We start from the raw sequence: 19515 nt of genomic DNA on the forward strand, positions 1-19515 counted from the left end.
TCATTGCTAACGAATAGAAGTACCTTGTGAGCGACCTTGAGATCATCGACGAGTCGATTTACGACCATCCCAAGTATTACGACTTGGTTTTCAATGCCGATTGTGCCGCAGAAGTGAAGTTCATCGTCGGTTGTGGAACGAAGCACTGCACCGGCAAGACGAATCGCTTGTTCGAACCGGCGTGTGGTACGGGGCGACTGCTCTACTCACTCGCCAAGCGAGATTACGACGTCGCCGGGCTCGACTTGAACGCGAAAGCCGTCGATTTTTGCAATGCGAGATTCCGAAAAGCCGGACGCCCCGAACCGGCATTCGTTGCCGACATGGCTGACTTTCGCGTTAAACGCAAATACGACATCGCATTCAACACGATCAACAGCTTTCGGCATTTGGGGACCGAGAAAGCGTCGCGCGAGCACCTGGTTTGCATGGGCGAAGCCGTTCGCGTCGGCGGACTGTATTTGCTGGGCGTCCACTTAACGCCAACGGATGTTCCCCCCAGCGAAACCGAATCGTGGTCAGCACGTCGCGGTCACCTGGCGATCAACACGCATATGTGGACAAATTCGCGTGACAAGAAGACACGGATCGAGCGATTCGGCATTCGCTTCGACGTCCACAGTCCGACGCGAAGTTTTCGCATCGTCGACGAACTGGTACTGCGAAGCTACACGCCGCGACAGATGGACCGCTTGATCGAATCGAGCGGATGTTGGGAGGTCGTTGAAACGTATGACTTTGCATACGACTTGAGTGAACCGATCGAAGTCGACTCAACCACCGAAGACGTGGTTTACGTTCTGCGACGCACCAAAAAACGGGCTTGAAAGCAGGTGATTTTTCCGTTGGCGTTTCGGCGTTAAGTGCGCGGCATATCGGACGGGGTGATAGCAACATGCTTTGGCCGTTCCATTCGCTTGAATGCCGACCAAGTGTCCGCTTGAACCCTAGACAAAACTTCACTTTCGCTTGCGACCCGACACGCCGATCGCAAGCATGGCGAGCACCGCGAGCAGCGCCACGCCGCCGGCGGTGGCTGATGTCCAGCCCCAATCGGATTTGGTGTTCGCCATCGTTACATACGTGTAAGGCAGCGCAACATCGATGCCGAATTCCTCCATCTGTTCGTACTCACGAATCAACTGGGCGGCGGGCAATTTCGTGTACGCGTTCTGGTACTCGGCGATATGCAAGTCGGTAGTCACCGGGACGTCGATCAAAGACCAGCGAATGCCTGTGTATGCGGCCACAACCAGGGCCGCCGTCGCCAGCAATCCGACGATCCCGAACGCGATCGACCCGCCACTACTTGCCGGATTGACATACGCATCGTCGTCGTTGACCGATCCCTCGGCGACTGGCAATTGACGAAGCTGTCCCAGCGTGGGGATTTCCAGGATGGCCTGGCAGCCCGAGCACTGCGTTCGTCCCCCAGCTTGGCTGGTGGCGACGGGTACCGAAACCTGACATTCAGGGCAAGTCAACAAATGCATGAGAGTTAAAGAATGAAGAAGATTTGGGGGTCGGAAGCCTGGACCGAAACGGCGGTGTGACTAGAATCCAACTGAGCAATTGGCACCACCGGCCCAAACGCTCCGCTCCCGTGCAAATTCAAACTTCGAACCACCTTTGGCGTGATAGAAGACTGAAGGAAACACTGGACACCAGTACAGGTGACCCGCGGATGCACAATCGCGAACTGATTCGTTCGTTTCGGATTCTCTATGGATTGGAGAGTTATCTCGAGTGGTTGATATTTGCCCAATGTCATCAGGATAGGGCCCTAATGGAATGCCGTCAGGATGGTAGTGAGCCGCGAGGCGAAAGAGGGAATGAAGGGGGAGAGTGTGTCGGTTACGTCGGCTTCGACGTCCTAGTTCACCGAAAGGTGGTCCGAAGGATGCGTTCCCAGCGATGACAACTCACAACAACGATGGTGATGGCACCATCAAGAGTGCGGGAATTCACGACGCAAATGCGTGTTTCGGCACTCGCAACCTCCACTAACAGACCCAGTTTTCCTCGTTTGTATTTTTGAGATTTTGATTGGGTCAATTTTTTGTTCGTTGCCGATGGCGGTTGGATCAATGCGCCATATCGTTAGAAGCAGCGTGAACGAAAAAGACAGCTCAATTGCAATGTTTTTCCAATTGATTCGCGGGTGCGACGTGCCCGCACTGTGGTGGTACAGTTCAGTGTGATTGCTTCGCTCATTCATTTTATTTTGAGCGGTATCGATTTCCTTCATCCGACCAACCTGAAAAAAGTTGGCGATGTCGATCGGATGAACTGTGGCTCGGCAGGGTCATGTTCGGTGGTTAACCTAGCCATCGGATAAGAATTGGGACGACTTTCAACCGCGCAGGATGTGCGACCTTCGATTGATTTTATTCCTGTTGCTTCCGTCTGAATTTTTACCAACTCATAACACCTTTACCCCGACGCTGAACCCTTACCCGCACCGCAAATGTCGTTGTGATTGATTTCGCAGTGATGCTTGGGTCTTGATTTGCCACACAAGGCCGACTTCGGACGAAACATCCGACGGCAACGAACCAAACACCGGCAAATCGTCCCGAACCACCGCCAAACCATCCTCACCCGGGGTGGCACTCAACACGATCGCACTCGATTTGAATTCGAGGCCGACAAATTTGCGACGCCATGCGAAGGCAGCGTCTGATATCACCTTCCCCAACAGCTTTCGCCAGGAGTCTCACACTTGTTCGACACCCTATTGGACGACTTCGAGTCAGTCGACGCACAAAGCACCGAAGCGATGACCGGTGGCTTCCGTAAGCTGCCGGCTGATGAAAACGAAGAAGGCGGTTCGGTTGAAATCGCCAGTCAAGCCGATGGCGAAGTCCAATTGGACAGCCCCGACGAGTTGCTTTCGGTCGACGAAAGCGAATCATGGTCGGATGATCCGGTTCGGATGTACTTGACCCAGATGGGCGAAATTCCGCTCCTGACCCGGAAGCAAGAAATCGAACTTGCCAAACGGATCGAGGAAACTCGCCGTCGCTTCCGCACCAAATTGCTAGAAAATCACTTCGTCTTGGTCGAAGCTTATAAGACCCTGAAAAAGGTCTACCGTGGCCAATTGCCGTTCGATCGTACCGTCCAGGTTTCGGTCACCGACCGTCTGGAAAAGGAACAGATCCTCGGCCGCTTGCCGCACAACCTGCGAACATTGCAAACGCTGCTTCGTCGCAACCGTCACGATTGGAAGGTTTCGCTTTCCAAGAGTGCGTCCCAGCGTCGTCGCGCCGAAGCTTGGCGTTCGCTCGCCCGTCGTCGTCGTCGCGCGGTCCGGTTGATCGAAGAACTCGGTCTACGGACCCAGCGGATCGAGACCCGTATCGAGTTGCTGGAAAAGTTCTCGCATCGTTTAACGCAGATCGAAAACGAGATCAGCGATCAAAAACGAACCAAGCACGGTCGCGAAGTCCGCGAGGACTTGCTGCGTGAGCGTCGCCAAATTTTGACCGCGTGCCAAGAAACACCGACGTCGCTTCGCAACCGAGTTCAAATGCTGAACAAGGTTTACGGCGAGTATCAACAAGCCAAACGCGAACTCAGCGAAGGTAACTTGCGTTTGGTCGTTTCGATTGCCAAGAAGTATCGCAACCGTGGCCTATCGTTCTTGGACTTGATCCAAGAAGGAAACGCGGGCTTGATGCGGGCGGTCGACAAGTTCGAATACCGTCGTGGCTTCAAGTTCTGTACGTACGCGACTTGGTGGATTCGACAAGCGATCACTCGCGCCGTCGCCGACCAAAGCCGAACGATCCGAATTCCGGTTCACATGGTCGAAACCATGTCGCGAGTTCGCAACGTTGCTCGACAATTGCTGCAAGAACTCGGTCGTGAACCCACGATCGAAGAAACCGCTCGTCGTGCAGACGTTACCGTCGAGGAAGCTCGCCGCGTTTTGACGATGTCGCGTTTCCCAATCTCGTTGGATCGTCCGGTCGGCAACAGCGAAGACAGCCAGTTCGGCGACCTGCTGCCCGACGGAACAGCGGAAAGCCCGCAGATCGGTGCGACGCAAGAAATGCTTCGCGATCGTATCGCCGGTGTGTTGAAGTCGTTGTCGTACCGCGAACGCGAAATCATCAAACTGCGTTACGGCCTGGGCGACGGCTACAGCTACACGCTCGAAGAAGTCGGTCATATCTTCAAGGTCACCCGCGAACGTATTCGACAAATCGAAGCCAAGGCTGTCCGCAAACTGCAACAACCCAGCCGCAGCCAAGATCTGGTCGGTTTCTTGGACTAAGCCGCGATCGCAACTTGATCTCTTAGGAAGCGACGTGTTTTTGTTTCGCAAATTCACGTCGCTTTTTTCGTATCGATACGTCAACCTGCTGCAACTTCGAACGGATTCCAAACGATGTCGTCTACGACCCTGCAACAAGCTTGGAAGATCCATCAGAGCGGCGATGTCGCCCGCGCCGAGGCGATCTATCGCGGCGTGATCGATGCGTCACCTAGGGACGCCGATGCGTGGGTGTATCTGGGCATCGCACTGTTCGACGGGCGACAGTTTGCCGATTCCGCCGACGCGTACCGCAAAGCGATCAAGATCAAACCCGTCTATCCCATCGCTTGGAACAACTTGGGCAACTCGCTGCGAATGTCGGGCGAAGTCGACGAAGCGGATCGGTGTTTTCAAACGTCGTTGGACCAAGATCCCCGCTACTTGTCGGCGCTGAAGAACCGCGGAACCCTATGGATCTGGACGGGAGACATCGACCGCGGGCTGCACTGGTACGAACAGGGTTTGGCCATCGATCCGGACAATGCCGAATTGCATCGCAACCTCGGTGTGATCGAACTGCTGCGAGGCAACTACGACGTCGGTTGGCAGCACTACCGGTGGCGATGGAAGATGCCGGGCCTGTATCGCCCAAAAACCGCGGCGCCGATTTGGAACGGCGAACCCATCACCGGAAAAACGGTGCTGCTGTATCCGGAACAGGGACTCGGTGACGCGATCCACTTTGTCCGAGTCGCCAAAACGATGGTGGACCGCGGCGCGACGGTGATTTTGCAGTGCGCGAAAAAATTGATTCCATTGTTCACATCAACGGCCAATTCGTTGGGTGTGACGCGTTTGATCGCCGACGCAGACGTTCCGCCTCCGGTCGACTATCAAGTCTCGATGATCGAAGCGATCGATGTTCTGTATCAAGTCGATGGACGCATCAACTATCGCACCGACTTGATCAAACCGAACGATGGCTACCTGAACGTCTCGCAAGAATTGGTCGAGTACTGGCGACGTTGGCTCGACGACAACACGACCGGACGTCGCATCGGGATCAATTGGCAAGGCAACCCGCAACACCACGCAGACGTTTACCGCAGCGTGCCGCTATCGATCTTAGAACCCTTGTCGAAACGGGACGATGTGACGCTGGTCAATTTGCAGTTCGGTTTTGGTGCCGAGCAACTGGAAACCTGCAACTTCGGCGATCGCATCGTTCGCTTGCCCGATCACCTGGATGCCACCGAGGGTGCGTTTACCGATACGACGGCAATCCTTGCCAACCTGGACGGCGTGATCACAACGGACACCGCGATCGCCCACTTGTCCGGCGCCGTCGGCGCGGACGTGACGATGATGCTGGGCCGGGTGCCGGATTGGCGCTGGTTACAAACCGGCGAATCAACGCCCTGGTATCCAACGATGAAGTTGGTACGACAACAGGAACTTGGCAATTGGCGCGACGTCGTCGGAAGACTAATCGAGCCATAGCAAACCAACATCCAATCACCCGACGTGGACCCGTTTTCTATCGCTTGATTGCGTAGAAGCCGATGCCGACAACCAGTGTCAATATCGCCGCGATGGCTTGTTCGGGTTTGTTGATCGCGTACATGACTGCGATACCAAGCGTTGCGGCGACGTAGATCGCCGGTGGGATACCGTACATGGGCAATCGTTCGATCGTGCCACGGATTCGCAGTACCAACAGCATGGCGACCGTCAACGCCGAGCAGACCGAAAGCGTCAGACCGAGGTAACCGAGCAACTGGGGCAACGTCGAAACCGAAATCGCAATGATCGCAAGCACCGCTTGCAGGGCGATCGCCGCGACGGGAGGACGGTCGGTGAATCGCAAAAACGGTGGCAGGAAGCCGTCGTCCGCCATCTTGGAATACACGCGAGGCCCCGTCATTACCATCGCCGACACACTGGTCAGCAGCGAAACGACGATAACCGCGCGGACCATCATCGCAAAACGGTCGCCACCGAGTGACATGGCGGCAGTTGCTGCGACTTGCGAGATATTATCGCCGTCGGTGATGACCGAAATCGGCGCCGAGTAGACAAAGATCGTGTTCAAAACTATGTAAACGATCGTGACCATCACCGTTCCACCGACCAACGCCCGTGGCACGTTGACGCTTGGTTCGTCGACTTCGCCCGCGATGTAAACTGCTGCGTTGAATCCGGCATAGCTGAACGAAATCCACACCAATTGGCCGGAAAAGTCAAGCCAATGCATCGGAGTATCGACAACGATCGAAGCGGCGTCGCCCGGACGAATGGACGGCAATGCAAACACGACCAAGGCCGCGATCAAGGCCAGCTTCACGATCACGATGGCATCTTGAATCCGCGACGCACTGCGAACGCCGATGGCATGCAAGACGGCGGCTGCAACAACGGAAGTGATCGCAACGGTGCCGCCCGGCAGCGACGCGACTTGATCACTCAGCATCGGGGTCAGATACTCTTCCAAACCCAACGCCGCGACCGCGATTGCGCCGGTGAATCCGGCCAACATCGATACCCATCCGGCCATCACGCCGGCGACCGGATGCAAGGTCCGCGACAGAAACAGATACTCGCCGCCCGATTCGGCAAACCGCGACACCAGGTTGGCGTATCCGATCGCGCCGCAGATGGCGATGAATCCGCCGACCAACCATGCCGCGACGACGCGTTGGGGTGAACCGAGCGCCGCGAGCGTGAAGCCACTAGTGGTATAGACGCCAACTCCGATCATGCTGGCGGCGACCAAGGTGGTCGCCGAGACGAGTCCGATGCGGCCCGTCGCGCGGCTCACGATTCGGGTTGGTGCGAGGACGATGGCGGCTCGAACGCAAACTCTTGCCACGTCACCGCTTTTTCCATCGGTTCGATCCGCATCACCAGGTTACCGTCTTGGTACAAACGAACCGTGCCGGTCGATTGGCTGACGACGACCGAGATGGCTTTCGTTTTGCGAGTCACTGCCGCGGCTGCCCAGTGGCGAGCCCCGAGCCCCTTGGTCATCGTTAGGTCTTCGTGCGAGACTTCCAGCATCTGGCGACTGCGTTCGATCACGCCGTCACTGCCGACAACGAAGGCGCCATCGAGCTGGGCGATCTCTTTCGCATCGTCTTGGACCTTTGCGTCCAACAGGTTGCGGAACGTTCGGTTGTATCCGCGGAACGGATCGACACCGGAATCGTTAGAATGTTCGAGCACTTTCCGCGTGTCGCCGACGACGAACAGGGTTCCGACCGGCTTGCCTTCACGGCCCTCGCGGCCGATCTGAGCGGCCAGATCGATCACCGCTTTGATCGTCGGTAGTGGAACGCGGCTTTCGAGCATCTGTAGGTCACGGGTCGTCAGCCGCCGCATCCGCTCGTCCAGTTGCAGGTGGCTGATTGAATCGAGTCGGCCCTGGTGGAACCCGCTGTAGACGGCCACGACTTCGCCATTGGTCCGAATGAACTCATCGGCGGCGGCCTCTAGAATCGCATGCTGCAATCGTTCCAGCAGCGGTGCTTTTTCTTTGTTGAGCGCAAGCGGCTTCAGCCCGGCTTCGGCCGCTCCCTCAAGGTCTTCCGAGCTGTCGACGGCCACAATCACGGGTTTGTCGGTCCCGGCCGCCATTTCGGCGATGCGTTTCCAGTCGGTCGATCCGTCCAGCAGCACCAACAGGGCGTCGGCGTTGCGGGCTTTCAATAATGCGATCGCCGCCTCGACCATGGCCGCGTTGTGTTTGGTTAGTCGTTGCGTCGCCACGTGGGGAGCCATTTCAAAGCAAGAGGATCTTCCGTCGCCCAGACAGACTGTTTTAGCCGATCCGCCCATCTTCGCACAGGTCGAGCTCGGACGACGGTCCTCGTCCGCACATTTATCGACGCGAATTGCCGGCCGATCTGGCCGTCATCGGAGTCCGCCACGGCGGCGTGTCGGGCCGATAGACGCGATCGTAGTACATCGCCAGCGATCGCAGTGCGTGACCCTTCGGACCAATGCTCCAGTCATGATCCCGTTCGCTATGCATCGACGTCAACAGATACCGAATCGCGGCAACGAGCCGGGGATTCTGAAGCTGAGAATCGGGCGTGACGGTCAACAACCATTCGACGATGTGGCCGGTTGTTTGGACCTTTCGATCCATGTCGTCATCGTTCTCGCGTCCTTCGAACCAATCGGTACTCATCGACCCGTCCCGGTTTTGCAATCGGTAGGCATAGTCGATGAAGTCTTCGGTGAATGTTTCTGCCCGCTTCCACTGACCGTCAATCGGCTTGCCTTCGGCGCGACGTTTCCGCAGTGCGTGCGCAAACCCCATCAACCGGTGCGTTCCGCCGCACGCCGCGCCCACGATGGGCTGGGCCAGTTCTTCGCGAATCAGTCGCTCGAAATCCCACGGGCTGCCGTCCTCGGCCTTCCACGTTGCATCGGTGTCCATGTAGTGCGACAAGCCGATTAGCGTGAACGTCAATTCCTCACCACTCTTGCACGCCAGTTGCTCTTCGCGAATCACGTCACTCAATGCGAATTTTTTGCCATCCGCGTAAAGGGGATAGTCGGTCGGCACGTCACACAGCGAGAAGACGGCCAACATTTGCCCTTGGTGACCTTGCAACCCGACCCCGCTCTTCGCGACGATACGATCGTTCTTTGTCGTTAGCAACCGTTGTCCTCGACACGCGTTGTTGCCCGCAATCCAAGCGATCGTGCTGTAGGACCGGTTGTCGACCTTCACTTGCGTATCGATGCCGTAGACCATGATCGCGTGCATCATGCCCCAGTTGCTTCTTTCGTTTGCGATTTCCGCTTTGTTGTGATAGTACGCCAAACACGAACGCATCACGCCCTGCAATCGCCCCACCGTATTCGATACGGGAACTTCCGACTGAGGGAAACCGGCATAGTCGATCGGCTGCCTTGCTTCACGCGGCGCCACAGCCTTGGACCGAGATGCCGAATTCAAGTCCATCGAATCGATCTCATCGACCGGCTCGCTTTTCGACTCCGGTGCAACGGAACGTGCCTCGACTTCGACTTCTCGAAGTGGCTTGGCCGCTTTGACGTACTCGGGTAGATCCGAAACCGATCGTTTTGCCGGCGCGGCTAGCGACGTGCTCTCCGGTGGAATTCGACCCGAGTCGTCGACGGGAGTTCCGTCGCGGGCGATCTTGAGTTTTCGGACGGTCACCCCGCCATCGTCGCTTAATGGGTCGACATCACCGACGAAGGCGGGGCTGGGGCCTTCGTTGTCGCCTTGCGCGTCCGATGAGATCGAGCGACTTTTTGTCGTGGGTGCCGGTCGTGAATTGCGGGTCCGCATGGCCGGCGGATCGGTCAACGGAATCGGTCCATCCGACGCCACATTCAGTGGCGTTCGGGTTTGCGGCGTTCGAGGTTGAGTCGTTGGACGGTGCGTCTCAGGGATCCGAGCCGACTCGGACTGGTCTGGCGCGCCCAATCGATTCGGTTTCACGCTCGGCTGAGCGGTTGGCTCAGGCTGCAAACGCGGGACCTGGCGGGGCTGCGTGATCGGCGCCGCTTCGCGAGGCTGGACCAACTTCAACGAGGGTTCTTCGATCACGGCGTTCAAACGCGGCGCCGGCATCTGACCGCGACGGTTCCAACCATCGTCGTCACCCAGATCGATCGATTGATTGTCCAGCCTTGGCTTGGTCGGCATCCGCCCCAACGACGGGGGATCGGGAAGCTCCGTCGGCGGCTTGGGTGGATCCATCGATTGAGAATCCGATCCGCCTGGATTGATCAGTTTTTCCAGCAACCATGGCCGCCGCGCCACCCGCAATTCCAAAGTCGAATTGCTGGGTGCCTCCAGCGACATTTCTCCGTCTTTCGCGATGGACGACGGCGGGGCTGCGTTCGAGTCGGCGGTTCGATCTGTCGGTGCGGACGCAATGCGGGCAACCGGCGCTGACTCCAGCGTCAAGGTCGAACGGACCGGCGGCGGCGCGGGTGCGACTGCCTCGACCCGAGCGGTGGGCGGCGCGGTCACCGACGTCGGTGGCATCAAACGAGCCGTCGAGGGCGTCACCAGGCGAACGTTTTCCGCATCGCATGGCATGATCGCGACACAGGACATTCCGGCGGCGATGACGGCCCCAAGGGTGTGTCGTTTGGTGGTGCGAGAAGGTCGTCGATGCTGCACGTCGTGCTCCGAGTTCAGGCGATACATAGGCGTTGTATCGGCCTGGACGCACTCGAAAGTTGACCCCGAAAATCACTTCAATTGGATTCCAGGTCGATAGCGAGACGATTTTTCGCGACAAAGCAAAAGATTGACTAAAGATCGAACGAGTCAAGCGAATCGATCAGACGATCGAGCGAATCCTTCGGTTGTGCCTTCATCGCAGCTTGGCGTTTGGAAAGCTGGTCGTCGATGCCAACGGCGTCACGACCGGACAACAAAAGCTGCTCGTCCCGCTCGCGCGCCGCCGTGGCGATCGGATCGTCGCCGGTTGCCGGGGCACCAAACAACACGGACAAGTCGATTTTGAATCCCTCTTCGCCCTCGACCTCGGCTCCGGCGATCGCCGGCGCTTTGTGCTGGGGAAAAATGATGGCATTCTCAGGACAAACGCGACTGCATGCCGGACAGCCCTTGCGGCAATTGTCGGGCTGTTCGACCAGGATATTTTCACCGTAATCAACGCCGTAGACGCCAAACAAACAGAAGTCGACGCACTCCATACAATTGGTGCATCGGCTGAAGTCGATGACCGGATACCACCGCCGCGAAGTCGTCTCGTCGACTTGCACGATCTTGCCACCAATGATCGGCAACGAAGTTTCACGCGGGTTATCTTCCACGCCTACGATCCGGCGGATCTCGGCAATGAAGTCATTCGCGTTGTTCGAGACCTTCAGGTCGATGCAGTGTATGTTGCGGTTCGGCCGCGGGTGCAAATCAGTTACCCGATCCACCGGTCCGCCGTCTGCGCCTTCGGACTCCGGTGCATCGGATTGTTCATCACCAGTGTCGTCATCGCTTGATTGGCCTAGCAGCACTTCGCCATACTGGCCGCCGATTCCGTTGCGATCGAGCACCCAGTGAGCGGCCCGACCGTAGATCCACGACGCGACCACCAAGTCGCCTTCGATATCGCTCAGCTTTTGGTACGACTCGCTCGACTTGGGCAAATCATACAGGTGCGGAATCACCAGCACATCGACGCCGTCCAACGCGCCAACCGAGTCCGCGATCGCTTGCTCGATTCCACGCTTTTCCGGATTCCGCGATTGGCCTCGCGAAATGACGACAGTGGTGGTGGCAGTGCGAGTGGCGGAAATCATGAAGTCGGCTTTGTGTTCGGCTAACAGCGTGTTGAAAAAGGGGTCTGACCCTCTCCGACGTTTCGGATTCACAATGTTTCTGCAACGTCTCCAAAGGGTCAGACCCCTTTTTCAACACGCTGCTAAACCCGGGCAACGTCTACCAAGCGAGCGGTTTTTGCCAGGCTTGTTTGGCGTCGGCGGTCGAGACATCCAGCACCACATCGGCGCCGTTGGTGACGACCAATCGTTCGTCGGCCTCGATTGTACCTAACCGGGCAACCGGAACCGAGCTTTTCGCCAACAACGCTTGGAAATCACCGGCGGCCTCGGCCGAAACTTCGACCAAGAACCGCGTGTTCGACTCGCTAAATAGAACTTCGGATGCCGACAAATTGCCGCCGCAAACCGCCGCGATATCGATCTTCATCCCCCACGTTCCCGCCATCGCCATCTCGGTTGCTGAAACTGCCAGCCCACCTTCGCTCAAGTCATGACACGCACGGACCTGGCCCAACATGATCGCCGCGTGCATCGCCGCGAACGTTGCCTTTGCCATGTCGGCGTTCACCGTTGGCACTTGTCCGCCCGTCAAACCACGAACCAAGGACAAATGCGATCCGCCCAGTTCCGACTTGGTTTCACCGACCAAGAACACGACGTTACCGACTTCTTTGGCATCCATCGTGACCGCCTTGCCGATGTCATCGATCTGGCCCATCGCGCTGATCAACAAGCTCGGCGGAATCGAAATCGTTTGCTTGGTTCCGTCGCTTTCGAAGTAACTGAATTCGTTGTTCAGCGAATCCTTGCCGCTAACGAACGGAGTCCCCAACGTCACCGCCATGTCTTGGCATGCGATCGCCGCACGTACCAACGACCCCAGCGTTTCGGCGCGGTCGGTGTAACCCCAGCAAAAGTTGTCCAAGATGGCGATCTTTGACGGATCGGCACCGACGGCTACCGCGTTTCGCATCGCTTCGTCGATCGCGGATGCGGCCATATGGTAAGTATCGAAATCGCCGTAGTGCGGGTTCATACCACACGACAAAACCAGCCCACGACGCGACTGCATCCGTGGACGAACGACCGCCGCATCGCCGGGGCCGTCGCACAGCGGACCGACCAACGGTTTCACGACGCTGCCGCCTTGGACTTCGTGGTCGTATTGTCGGATCACCCATTGCTTGCTGGCCACGTTCAGGCTGCCCATGATCGCAAGCAGCGCGGCACGATGATCGTCGGGACTCATCGCGGGAACAGAAAGCGGTTGTGTTTGCGGCGGCGTATAGACCGCATCGCGAATGATCGGCGGGCGACCATCGTGCAAGAACTGCATCGATACATCTCCGACCGTGTGGCCTTGATAGGTCAGCAGCAACCGCCCCGTCGGCACGAAGCGTCCGATCGCCGCCGCTTCCACACCTTCGCTCTCGCAAAGCTGGCGCAATTCGTCCCATTTGTCTTGCGGGACCGCGAACACCATGCGCTCTTGAGCTTCCGAAATCCAAATCTCGGTATACGTCAAACCGTCGTACTTCAGCGGTGCCTTGTCCAGCCAAACTTCGGCGCCCAAGTGTTCGCCCATCTCGCCGACCGCGCTACTGAACCCGCCCGCACCGCAATCCGTCACGGCGTTGAACAAGCCGCGATCGCGAGCTTGGATCAAAACGTCCAGAACCATCTTTTCGGTGATCGCGTTACCAATCTGAACCGCGCCGCCGGACAATGATTCCGATTCGCTGGTCAGTTCGGCCGAGCTGAAGGTTGCACCGTGAATGCCGTCACGCCCGGTACGTCCGCCGATCGCGACGATCAAGTCGTCTGGCTTGACTTCTTTGTCTTCCATCCCGACCGGGATCAGCCCCGCGTTGCCGCAGTACACCAGCGGGTTGCCCAGGTATCGTTTGTCGAAATAGACCGCGCCGTTGACCGTGGGGATCCCCATTCGGTTGCCGTAGTCGCGAACCCCCGACACGACGCCCTTCATCACGCGGCGCGGATGCAGCACTCCCGGCGGCAGCGAATCGACGGGAGTGTCCGGCGGCGCGAAACAAAACACGTCGGTATTGCAAATCGGTTTCGCGCCCATGCCGGTACCCATGGGGTCGCGGATCACACCACCGATGCCCGTGTTGGCACCGCCGTAGGGTTCCAACGCCGATGGGTGGTTGTGCGTTTCAACCTTGAAGCACACGTGGTACTCGTCATCGAACGTGACGACGCCTGCGTTGTCCTTGAACACGCTGACACACCAGTCATTGTCGCCGAGTGTTTTGCGAATCTGCTGCGTGGCGGCGAAGATGGTTTCCTTCAGCATGTTTTCATACTGACGTTTATCCGCCATCGGTTCGCCGTCGGCGCCGTGTCCTTCATACCCTGGACCCTGGTAGGCGATCCGGCCGGCCAGCGTTTTGTGGCTACAGTGTTCCGACCAAGTCTGAGCAACCGATTCGAGTTCGATGTCGGTCGGGTCGCGGCCGATCTTGACGAAGTGCGCGCGGATCGTCTGCATTTCGACCAGAGTCAAATACAGTTGGCCGTCTTTGGATAACTTCGCCAGCCCTTCGTCGCTGAGTTCGCGAATCGGAATCGTCACCAACTCAAACTCGCCCGGCGACCCGACGTCCAACTTGTCCATCGCAAGCGGACCGACAACGACTTGTTCGATCGCGTCGTTGGATAGCGCGCGGCGACAAATCGCATCCAACGAAGCGTCTTCGACTTCGCCGATCCAATACTTCCGCATCGTGCGAACCGCGTCGACGGCAAAGCCCGCGTCGCGTGCCGCGCCCAACGTGCTGGCCGCGACCGGATCCATCACGCCCGGTTTGGGCATCACGTTGACTTGAACAGTTTGCTCACCGGGCGGTTCGTTTAGCACATCGTCGCCCGCGATCGCAACGACCGAATGCTCGGTGATCGAATCGGACAACAACGTGCCGGCCAGACGCATCGCTTCGTCTTCGGCAAAGTTCCCTTGCACCAAGAATCCTCGCGCGAAGGCAACGGAAACATTCTGTCCCAAGCCGAGCTCGGCGATCTCTTCGCTGGTGCGGATCGCTTCACGGTCGACTTGGTTCTCGGCCGGATAAATATCGATTTGCCAAAGCGGCATGGGAATACTTTCGTTCGTTTGTTTTTAATTTTTCAACGCTCAGTCAAAGCCGCTCCGGGGCGGCCGGGACACTGACTGTTCTGCCCAGAATGTAACGGACCTGACATACATCGCCGAGAGCCAGTGATCCAACGGACGAATGCAGTCGTGAGTCGTTGGCAGCGTGAGTCGGCCCAATTCCGCTAGACTATGGCGACTTGGCCGGTGTCGCAATCTGCAGGACGCCGTTCTCGATGTTTTGGGGGTCGGCTAGCACCAGCTCGCCGAGCTGCGTGGTCGCAGCGATGTACGCCTTTCCATTCATCACCAAACTACCCGCCGCTACCATGTACCAAGTATCGATGGCGGGCGACTTCGAATCGATCAGCGACTCGATGGAGAGAGCACCTTCCATTTGGAAACGGTAGCTCAGTGTCACGATTTTTGAGGGTGCGACGGCGACATTCCACTCGCCATTGAGATTGAATCTGGATTGGATGGCCTCGACGGGGTGGCCGATTCGTTCCGAGAGAGTTGCCATTTGCTCTGCCCGATAGGCGGCCGCGGCCGCTCTTTGCTGCCGCAACACTTCCTGTTCCTTAGCGATCGCAGGCTTCAATGTTTCGAGATCGGTAAGCAAATTCGCTATCGCCTGATGCGTGTCCGACGTTGCGTTCACCACCAACGATTCCGCGAAAGGTGCAGTCGCCACCGTGCAGGGTCCCCCCAACAGATCCCATTCTTGCGGTGCGACCGTCGTCTGGATCACGCGGATCAACGATTCCCAGCCCAGATCCGGCGAGTCGATGTTCTTCGTCGGATCGATCGCAGTCTGGCGCAACAAATCACCGACTGGGTGAGCCATCGGATAGGGCTGTTCCGCTTCCCACTTGGCGTTGCCCGACGCATAGCCTTGGTCAAACCCAAGCCGATAGCCGCCAAGCAGGCCCGCAACGCAAGCGACCAGGAACAGAATCAAAGCAATCGAAAAACGAAACTTCTTTGACGTTTTCACAGACATTGTTGGAGTTCTGGTTTGACTTGCTTTTGAATTGAGTCAATCTGCATCGAATCGTCTCCGTCCGCTCGTTGGGGCTGATTGAATTGATTCTTTGGTTCGTTTGGCGTGAGCCAACCAGTCCAGCAGCAGCACGTCATCCGCATCTTGAATGATCTGCCGCAGGCCATCCAATTCGCTCGCCAATCGAGCCAACTCGCCGGCGATGGCGGTGCGATTTTCGCGGCAGATCGCCGTCCACATTTCGGGGTCGCCGGCCGCGACTCGCGTGATGTCCGTCCACCCGCTGCCGACCAACGATCTTGCCGCCGGTGGGACCATTCGGGCGACCAGGGCGGACACCAAGTGTGGCACGTGGCTGACCGCTGCCAAGTGGGCGTCGTGGTCGGCGACGGACATCGTGATCGTGGTCCCGCCCGTCATTTTCCAAAAGTGATCAGCCCGCCCGACCATCGCCGTTCCCGCCACCTGGTCCGCCATCTGCTCGGTCGATTGTGGCGTCAAAACCACCACTTTTCCGTCAAACAAATCCGCCACGGCATGCTGGCTGCCGGACTTTTCGCTGCCCGCGATCGGGTGAGCCGCCACGAACTTGGCCATCGCGACGGGATCTTCTTCGACATTCGCGACGATCCCGGACTTGGTACTGCCGACGTCGGTGATCAAGCATCCGGCCGGGCTGTGCCGGGCCGCCTCGATCACCATGCCGGCGATCCGATCCACCGGCGTGGCCACGACGACGACATCGGCGTCGCGGCACGCTTCTTCGATCGAACCGGTGGCTCGGCCAATCACGCCTCGATCGACCGCGCCGGCCAACCGAGCCGCGTCGCGGGAATAGCCCACAAACACGCAATTCGGGCGTCGACGACGAATCGACATCGCCACGCTGCCGCCCAGCAACCCGACGCCAAGAATCGCGACTCGGCGAGGCCAATCGTCTTCGGGGGTGTCGTGCATGGTTGATCGACTCAATTTTCGTAAGGCCAGGGGCCCCCTACTTTAAGATGCTCGCCGCCAAACGAGAAGCCGCAGCTATTTTGCCAGCCGTCGCTTCAATTCCGCCGCCGCCTCGGCCGGGTCCGGTGCGTCGCGAACCGCGCCCGTCACGGCGGCTCGGTGGATTCCCGCCGAGGTGACCTGGTCCACGTTCGTCAAATCGATGCCGCCGATCGCGAAAGCAGGCAACGCGATCTCGGCGGAAACCTGCTCCAGCAGCGCCGGCCCGACGTAGTGGTCGAACGACTTCGTATGCCCCGCAAAGACCGGCCCGCACCCGATGTAGTCCGCGCCGGCGGCAACGGCATCGCGAGCCTGTTCGATCGAATGTGTCGACAGTCCGATCAACTTCGTCGGCCCCAGAATCCGCCTCGCGTCCGCCACCGGCAACTCCTCTTGCCCAACGTGTACGCCGTCGGCCCCGGCGGCAAACGCCAAGTCCGCACGATCGTTGACGATGAACAAACCGCCACATTGACCCGCAATCACCGATCCGAGGCGTGCCCGTTCCAACAGCGTTCGATCATCCGCGTCGTGGTCGCGCAATTGCAAAACGTCAACGCCGTTTTGATACAACGACCGCGCCGCGTCGCCAAAACTCGCATCATCACGGCCCGCGTCGACCAGCACATACAGCGACGCGTCTTGTAAACGTCGTCGTCGATCATCCCCGGGCAACGTCAACTCCAATCGCGACGCCACGGTATAAGTTCGATACCTTGCCTGTTCGATCTGTGCGGCCAATTCAGTATCGATTGTCTTGCCGTACTCTTCGATCACTCTTAACGATTGGGCCGTCCGCGCGGCTGCCGCGGCAACCACCGATGCGACCGAAGCTCGCGACATTTCCGTCGGCAACGAAATCTGTGTCCCCACATCGCCCGGCGTATCGCGGGCCAGCAACAACGATGTTCGAGGCAGCCGGCCGATGGCGCCTGCCACCAAATGACGGATCGACTTCAATTCCGACGACATCGCGGGATCGTCGATCGCGAACCGAGCCCACTCTTCCATGGTCCGCAGACCTTCCAAGGCTCGATTTGTCGACGCGTCCAGAATACGATAGGTCGCGCGGAGTGTTTCGTCAGTCATACAAATCGGGTGGTCAAGAAGATGATGAATGTGTTCAAGCCAAGTTGGGTCGCAATGTTGTTGCTGGTCGCGTCGGCAGCCCTACCGGTCCATACCCAAGCTCAGGTGGCAACGAAAAAAACGCCGCCCAAAAAGATGCGGCCTCAATTTTTGCCACCCGAAGTCGACGCCAGTTTGCCGAACGTGTTGCTGATCGGCGACTCGATCTCCATCGGCTACATGTTAGACGCACGTAAACAGCTTGCAGGGGAAGCCAACGTTTGGCGACCCGCCACCAATTGTGGACCAACGACAACCGGCTTGAAATCACTCGAAACATGGATCGGCGATACCGAATGGGACGTGATTCACTTTAATTTCGGGCTTCACGACCTGAAATTCATGGGCCCCAAAGGCCAGAACCTCGCCGACCCGACCGACCCGACCAGTGCACCCCAGGTTCCGATCGACGAATACGCCAAGAACCTGCGGAAGATCGCCGAGCGATTGAAGGCGACCGGCGCCACGGTGATTTGGCGAGAAACCACGCCGGTACCTGACGGAGCCAAAGGCCGCGTCCCCGGCGATTCTAAGCGATACAACGAAGTCGCCGCCAAAGTGATGGCTGAAATTGGCGGTATCGAAACCGATCCGATGTATGAAGTCGCCGTCTCCATCGCGAACTTGCAAAACAAAGCCGACGTCCACTACAAGCCCGAGGGATCCGCGAAACTGGGCGAACAAGTCGCCAAGACCGTCCGCGTCGCACTGGCCACGCGATCAAAATAGGTTCGTATCGGACGCGAACATCTCGCTTCACGTCGACAACGTGAACTGAGTTTTTGACGATTCCTTAAACGGTCAACTTGTTAACCGAACAAGACAAGTCGCTTCCAAGAATTGGTTGTCGCATAAAGTGTTTGAACCCAAGATGGACCAAGCGTCGCGTGATCAACAACTGACGTAGCGACCTCGTCACGAGTTTCGTTCAACGAAATGGTTTTGCTGCCACGAATCGCACGAATGGACACGAATCAGTGCAAGTCCATTCGTGTTATTCGTGGCAAAAGTCTAGCTGAGTCGACCAACCGTTAGCGACTTCCGCGATGCGTAAAATCGTCCGTTGTTGGTCATGCGATGCTAAGCAGCGACGGAAGCGAACTGCTTTGCCTTGCGCCGTCGTCGCACCCAGAGTGCAACGCCTGCTGCTGCCAGGGCCACGAACGATCCGGGCTCGGGTACGGCGGCTGCAACAATTTGGAATGAACCACCGGTGAAGACACCAAGGTTGCCGTCCAGTTGCGCATCATCAATGTTGACGGCGTAGGTGCCCGGCGCAAGCCCGTTGGTGTTGATGCTAAGCGTTGTCAACAGAGCATCGTCGGTCGGAAACGTTTGTGGCAAATCGTACTCGATGCTCAGGTACGCAACGCCCGGATTGGTGGTGTCGCGATTGAAGCTGGAGCCAGCGCTGATGATGTTTCCGTTTCCGATCAAACCCGAACGGTCGAAGATCCCGGCACTGGGCGTGTCGAAAGTCGCTCCATTGCCCAGGCTAAAGTCCACGGTCAAGGCAATCCCGGCCGGATCTCCGATTCCGTTCCAACGTGCAAATACATCGACGGACTGGATTCCGGAATCTTGTTCAAAAATGGGTCCAGACGCTGGAGCCGAAATCACAACCGCAGCACTGGCCGTGGAAACGAGCATGGATCCAGCGATTAGGAGCCCAAGACCAAAGGAGAGAATCTTCATTTGTCTATCTTCTTTCAAAGT

General features: G+C 58.0%; 15 protein-coding genes. 4 read left to right on the forward strand and 11 right to left on the reverse strand.

All coding sequences use genetic code 11. The annotated features are described in order from the left end of the window. Positions 1 to 26 precede the first annotated feature (26 nt). Positions 27 to 827, forward strand: coding sequence for an SAM-dependent methyltransferase (locus tag Poly51_RS07000; protein ID WP_246114317.1), 801 nt, complete (start codon positions 27 to 29; stop codon positions 825 to 827). 132 nt (positions 828 to 959) lie between these two features. Here Poly51_RS07000 and Poly51_RS07005 read toward each other — a convergent pair whose 3' ends face one another. Next, positions 960 to 1493, reverse strand: coding sequence for a hypothetical protein (locus Poly51_RS07005; RefSeq protein WP_146455750.1), 534 nt, complete (start codon positions 1491 to 1493; stop codon positions 960 to 962). Between the two features lie 455 nt (positions 1494 to 1948). After that, complete coding sequence (locus Poly51_RS30330) at positions 1949 to 2248, reverse strand: hypothetical protein (RefSeq protein ID WP_186775398.1); 300 nt, start codon at positions 2246 to 2248, stop codon at positions 1949 to 1951. A 474-nt stretch (positions 2249 to 2722) separates the two neighbouring features. On the opposite strand from Poly51_RS30330, the gene Poly51_RS07010 reads away from it, so the two are divergent. Together Poly51_RS07010 and Poly51_RS07015 are read left to right on the forward strand one after the other, a co-directional pair. Beyond that, on the forward strand, positions 2723 to 4282 hold the full coding sequence (locus Poly51_RS07010) for a sigma-70 family RNA polymerase sigma factor (RefSeq protein WP_146455752.1): 1560 nt from the start codon (positions 2723 to 2725) through the stop codon (positions 4280 to 4282). Positions 4283 to 4396: 114 nt separating this feature from the next. Beyond that, positions 4397 to 5764, forward strand: coding sequence for a tetratricopeptide repeat protein (locus tag Poly51_RS07015; protein WP_146455754.1), 1368 nt, complete (start codon positions 4397 to 4399; stop codon positions 5762 to 5764). Between the two features lie 37 nt (positions 5765 to 5801). On the opposite strand, the gene Poly51_RS07020 is transcribed toward Poly51_RS07015, so the two are convergent. The 8 genes from Poly51_RS07020 to Poly51_RS07055 all read right to left on the reverse strand — a co-directional run bounded on the left by Poly51_RS07020 (position 5802) and on the right by Poly51_RS07055 (position 17760). Beyond that, the gene (locus Poly51_RS07020) at positions 5802 to 7082 is read right to left on the reverse strand and encodes an APC family permease (RefSeq protein WP_146455756.1); all 1281 of its coding nucleotides are present in this window, start codon (positions 7080 to 7082) and stop codon (positions 5802 to 5804) included. After that, positions 7079 to 8041 carry a DNA integrity scanning protein DisA nucleotide-binding domain protein gene (locus tag Poly51_RS07025; protein WP_146455758.1) on the reverse strand — a complete coding sequence of 321 codons (963 nt, stop codon included), beginning with the start codon at positions 8039 to 8041 and terminating at the stop codon, positions 7079 to 7081. Before Poly51_RS07025 ends, Poly51_RS07020 begins: the two co-directional genes overlap by 4 nt. A 100-nt stretch (positions 8042 to 8141) precedes the next feature. Next, positions 8142 to 10457, reverse strand: coding sequence for a hypothetical protein (locus Poly51_RS07030; RefSeq protein ID WP_222435806.1), 2316 nt, complete (start codon positions 10455 to 10457; stop codon positions 8142 to 8144). Between the two features lie 107 nt (positions 10458 to 10564). Then, a complete protein-coding gene (locus Poly51_RS07035; RefSeq protein WP_146455762.1) occupies positions 10565 to 11575 on the reverse strand; it encodes a 4Fe-4S dicluster domain-containing protein in 1011 nt (336 codons plus the stop codon). 139 nt (positions 11576 to 11714) lie between these two features. Further along, positions 11715 to 14672 carry a phosphoribosylformylglycinamidine synthase subunit PurL gene (gene purL / locus Poly51_RS07040; protein ID WP_146455764.1) on the reverse strand — a complete coding sequence of 986 codons (2958 nt, stop codon included), beginning with the start codon at positions 14670 to 14672 and terminating at the stop codon, positions 11715 to 11717. 187 nt (positions 14673 to 14859) lie between these two features. After that, positions 14860 to 15672 carry a hypothetical protein gene (locus Poly51_RS07045; RefSeq protein ID WP_146455767.1) on the reverse strand — a complete coding sequence of 271 codons (813 nt, stop codon included), beginning with the start codon at positions 15670 to 15672 and terminating at the stop codon, positions 14860 to 14862. Positions 15673 to 15708: 36 nt separating this feature from the next. Further along, a complete protein-coding gene (locus Poly51_RS07050) occupies positions 15709 to 16629 on the reverse strand; it encodes a prephenate dehydrogenase (protein ID WP_146455769.1) in 921 nt (306 codons plus the stop codon). Positions 16630 to 16704: 75 nt separating this feature from the next. Further along, on the reverse strand, positions 16705 to 17760 hold the full coding sequence (locus Poly51_RS07055) for a thiamine phosphate synthase (protein WP_146455771.1): 1056 nt from the start codon (positions 17758 to 17760) through the stop codon (positions 16705 to 16707). Between the two features lie 9 nt (positions 17761 to 17769). Between Poly51_RS07055 and Poly51_RS07060 the strand changes: the two genes are divergently transcribed. Beyond that, complete coding sequence (locus Poly51_RS07060) at positions 17770 to 18528, forward strand: SGNH/GDSL hydrolase family protein (protein WP_246114318.1); 759 nt, start codon at positions 17770 to 17772, stop codon at positions 18526 to 18528. A 351-nt stretch (positions 18529 to 18879) separates the two neighbouring features. On the opposite strand, the gene Poly51_RS07065 is transcribed toward Poly51_RS07060, so the two are convergent. Further along, positions 18880 to 19494, reverse strand: a complete 615-nt coding sequence (locus tag Poly51_RS07065) for a PEP-CTERM sorting domain-containing protein (RefSeq protein ID WP_146455773.1) — start codon at positions 19492 to 19494, stop codon at positions 18880 to 18882. Between the last annotated feature and the right edge of the window lie 21 nt (positions 19495 to 19515).

Source organism: Rubripirellula tenax, from assembly GCF_007860125.1.
Classification (GTDB): domain Bacteria; phylum Planctomycetota; class Planctomycetia; order Pirellulales; family Pirellulaceae; genus Rubripirellula; species Rubripirellula tenax.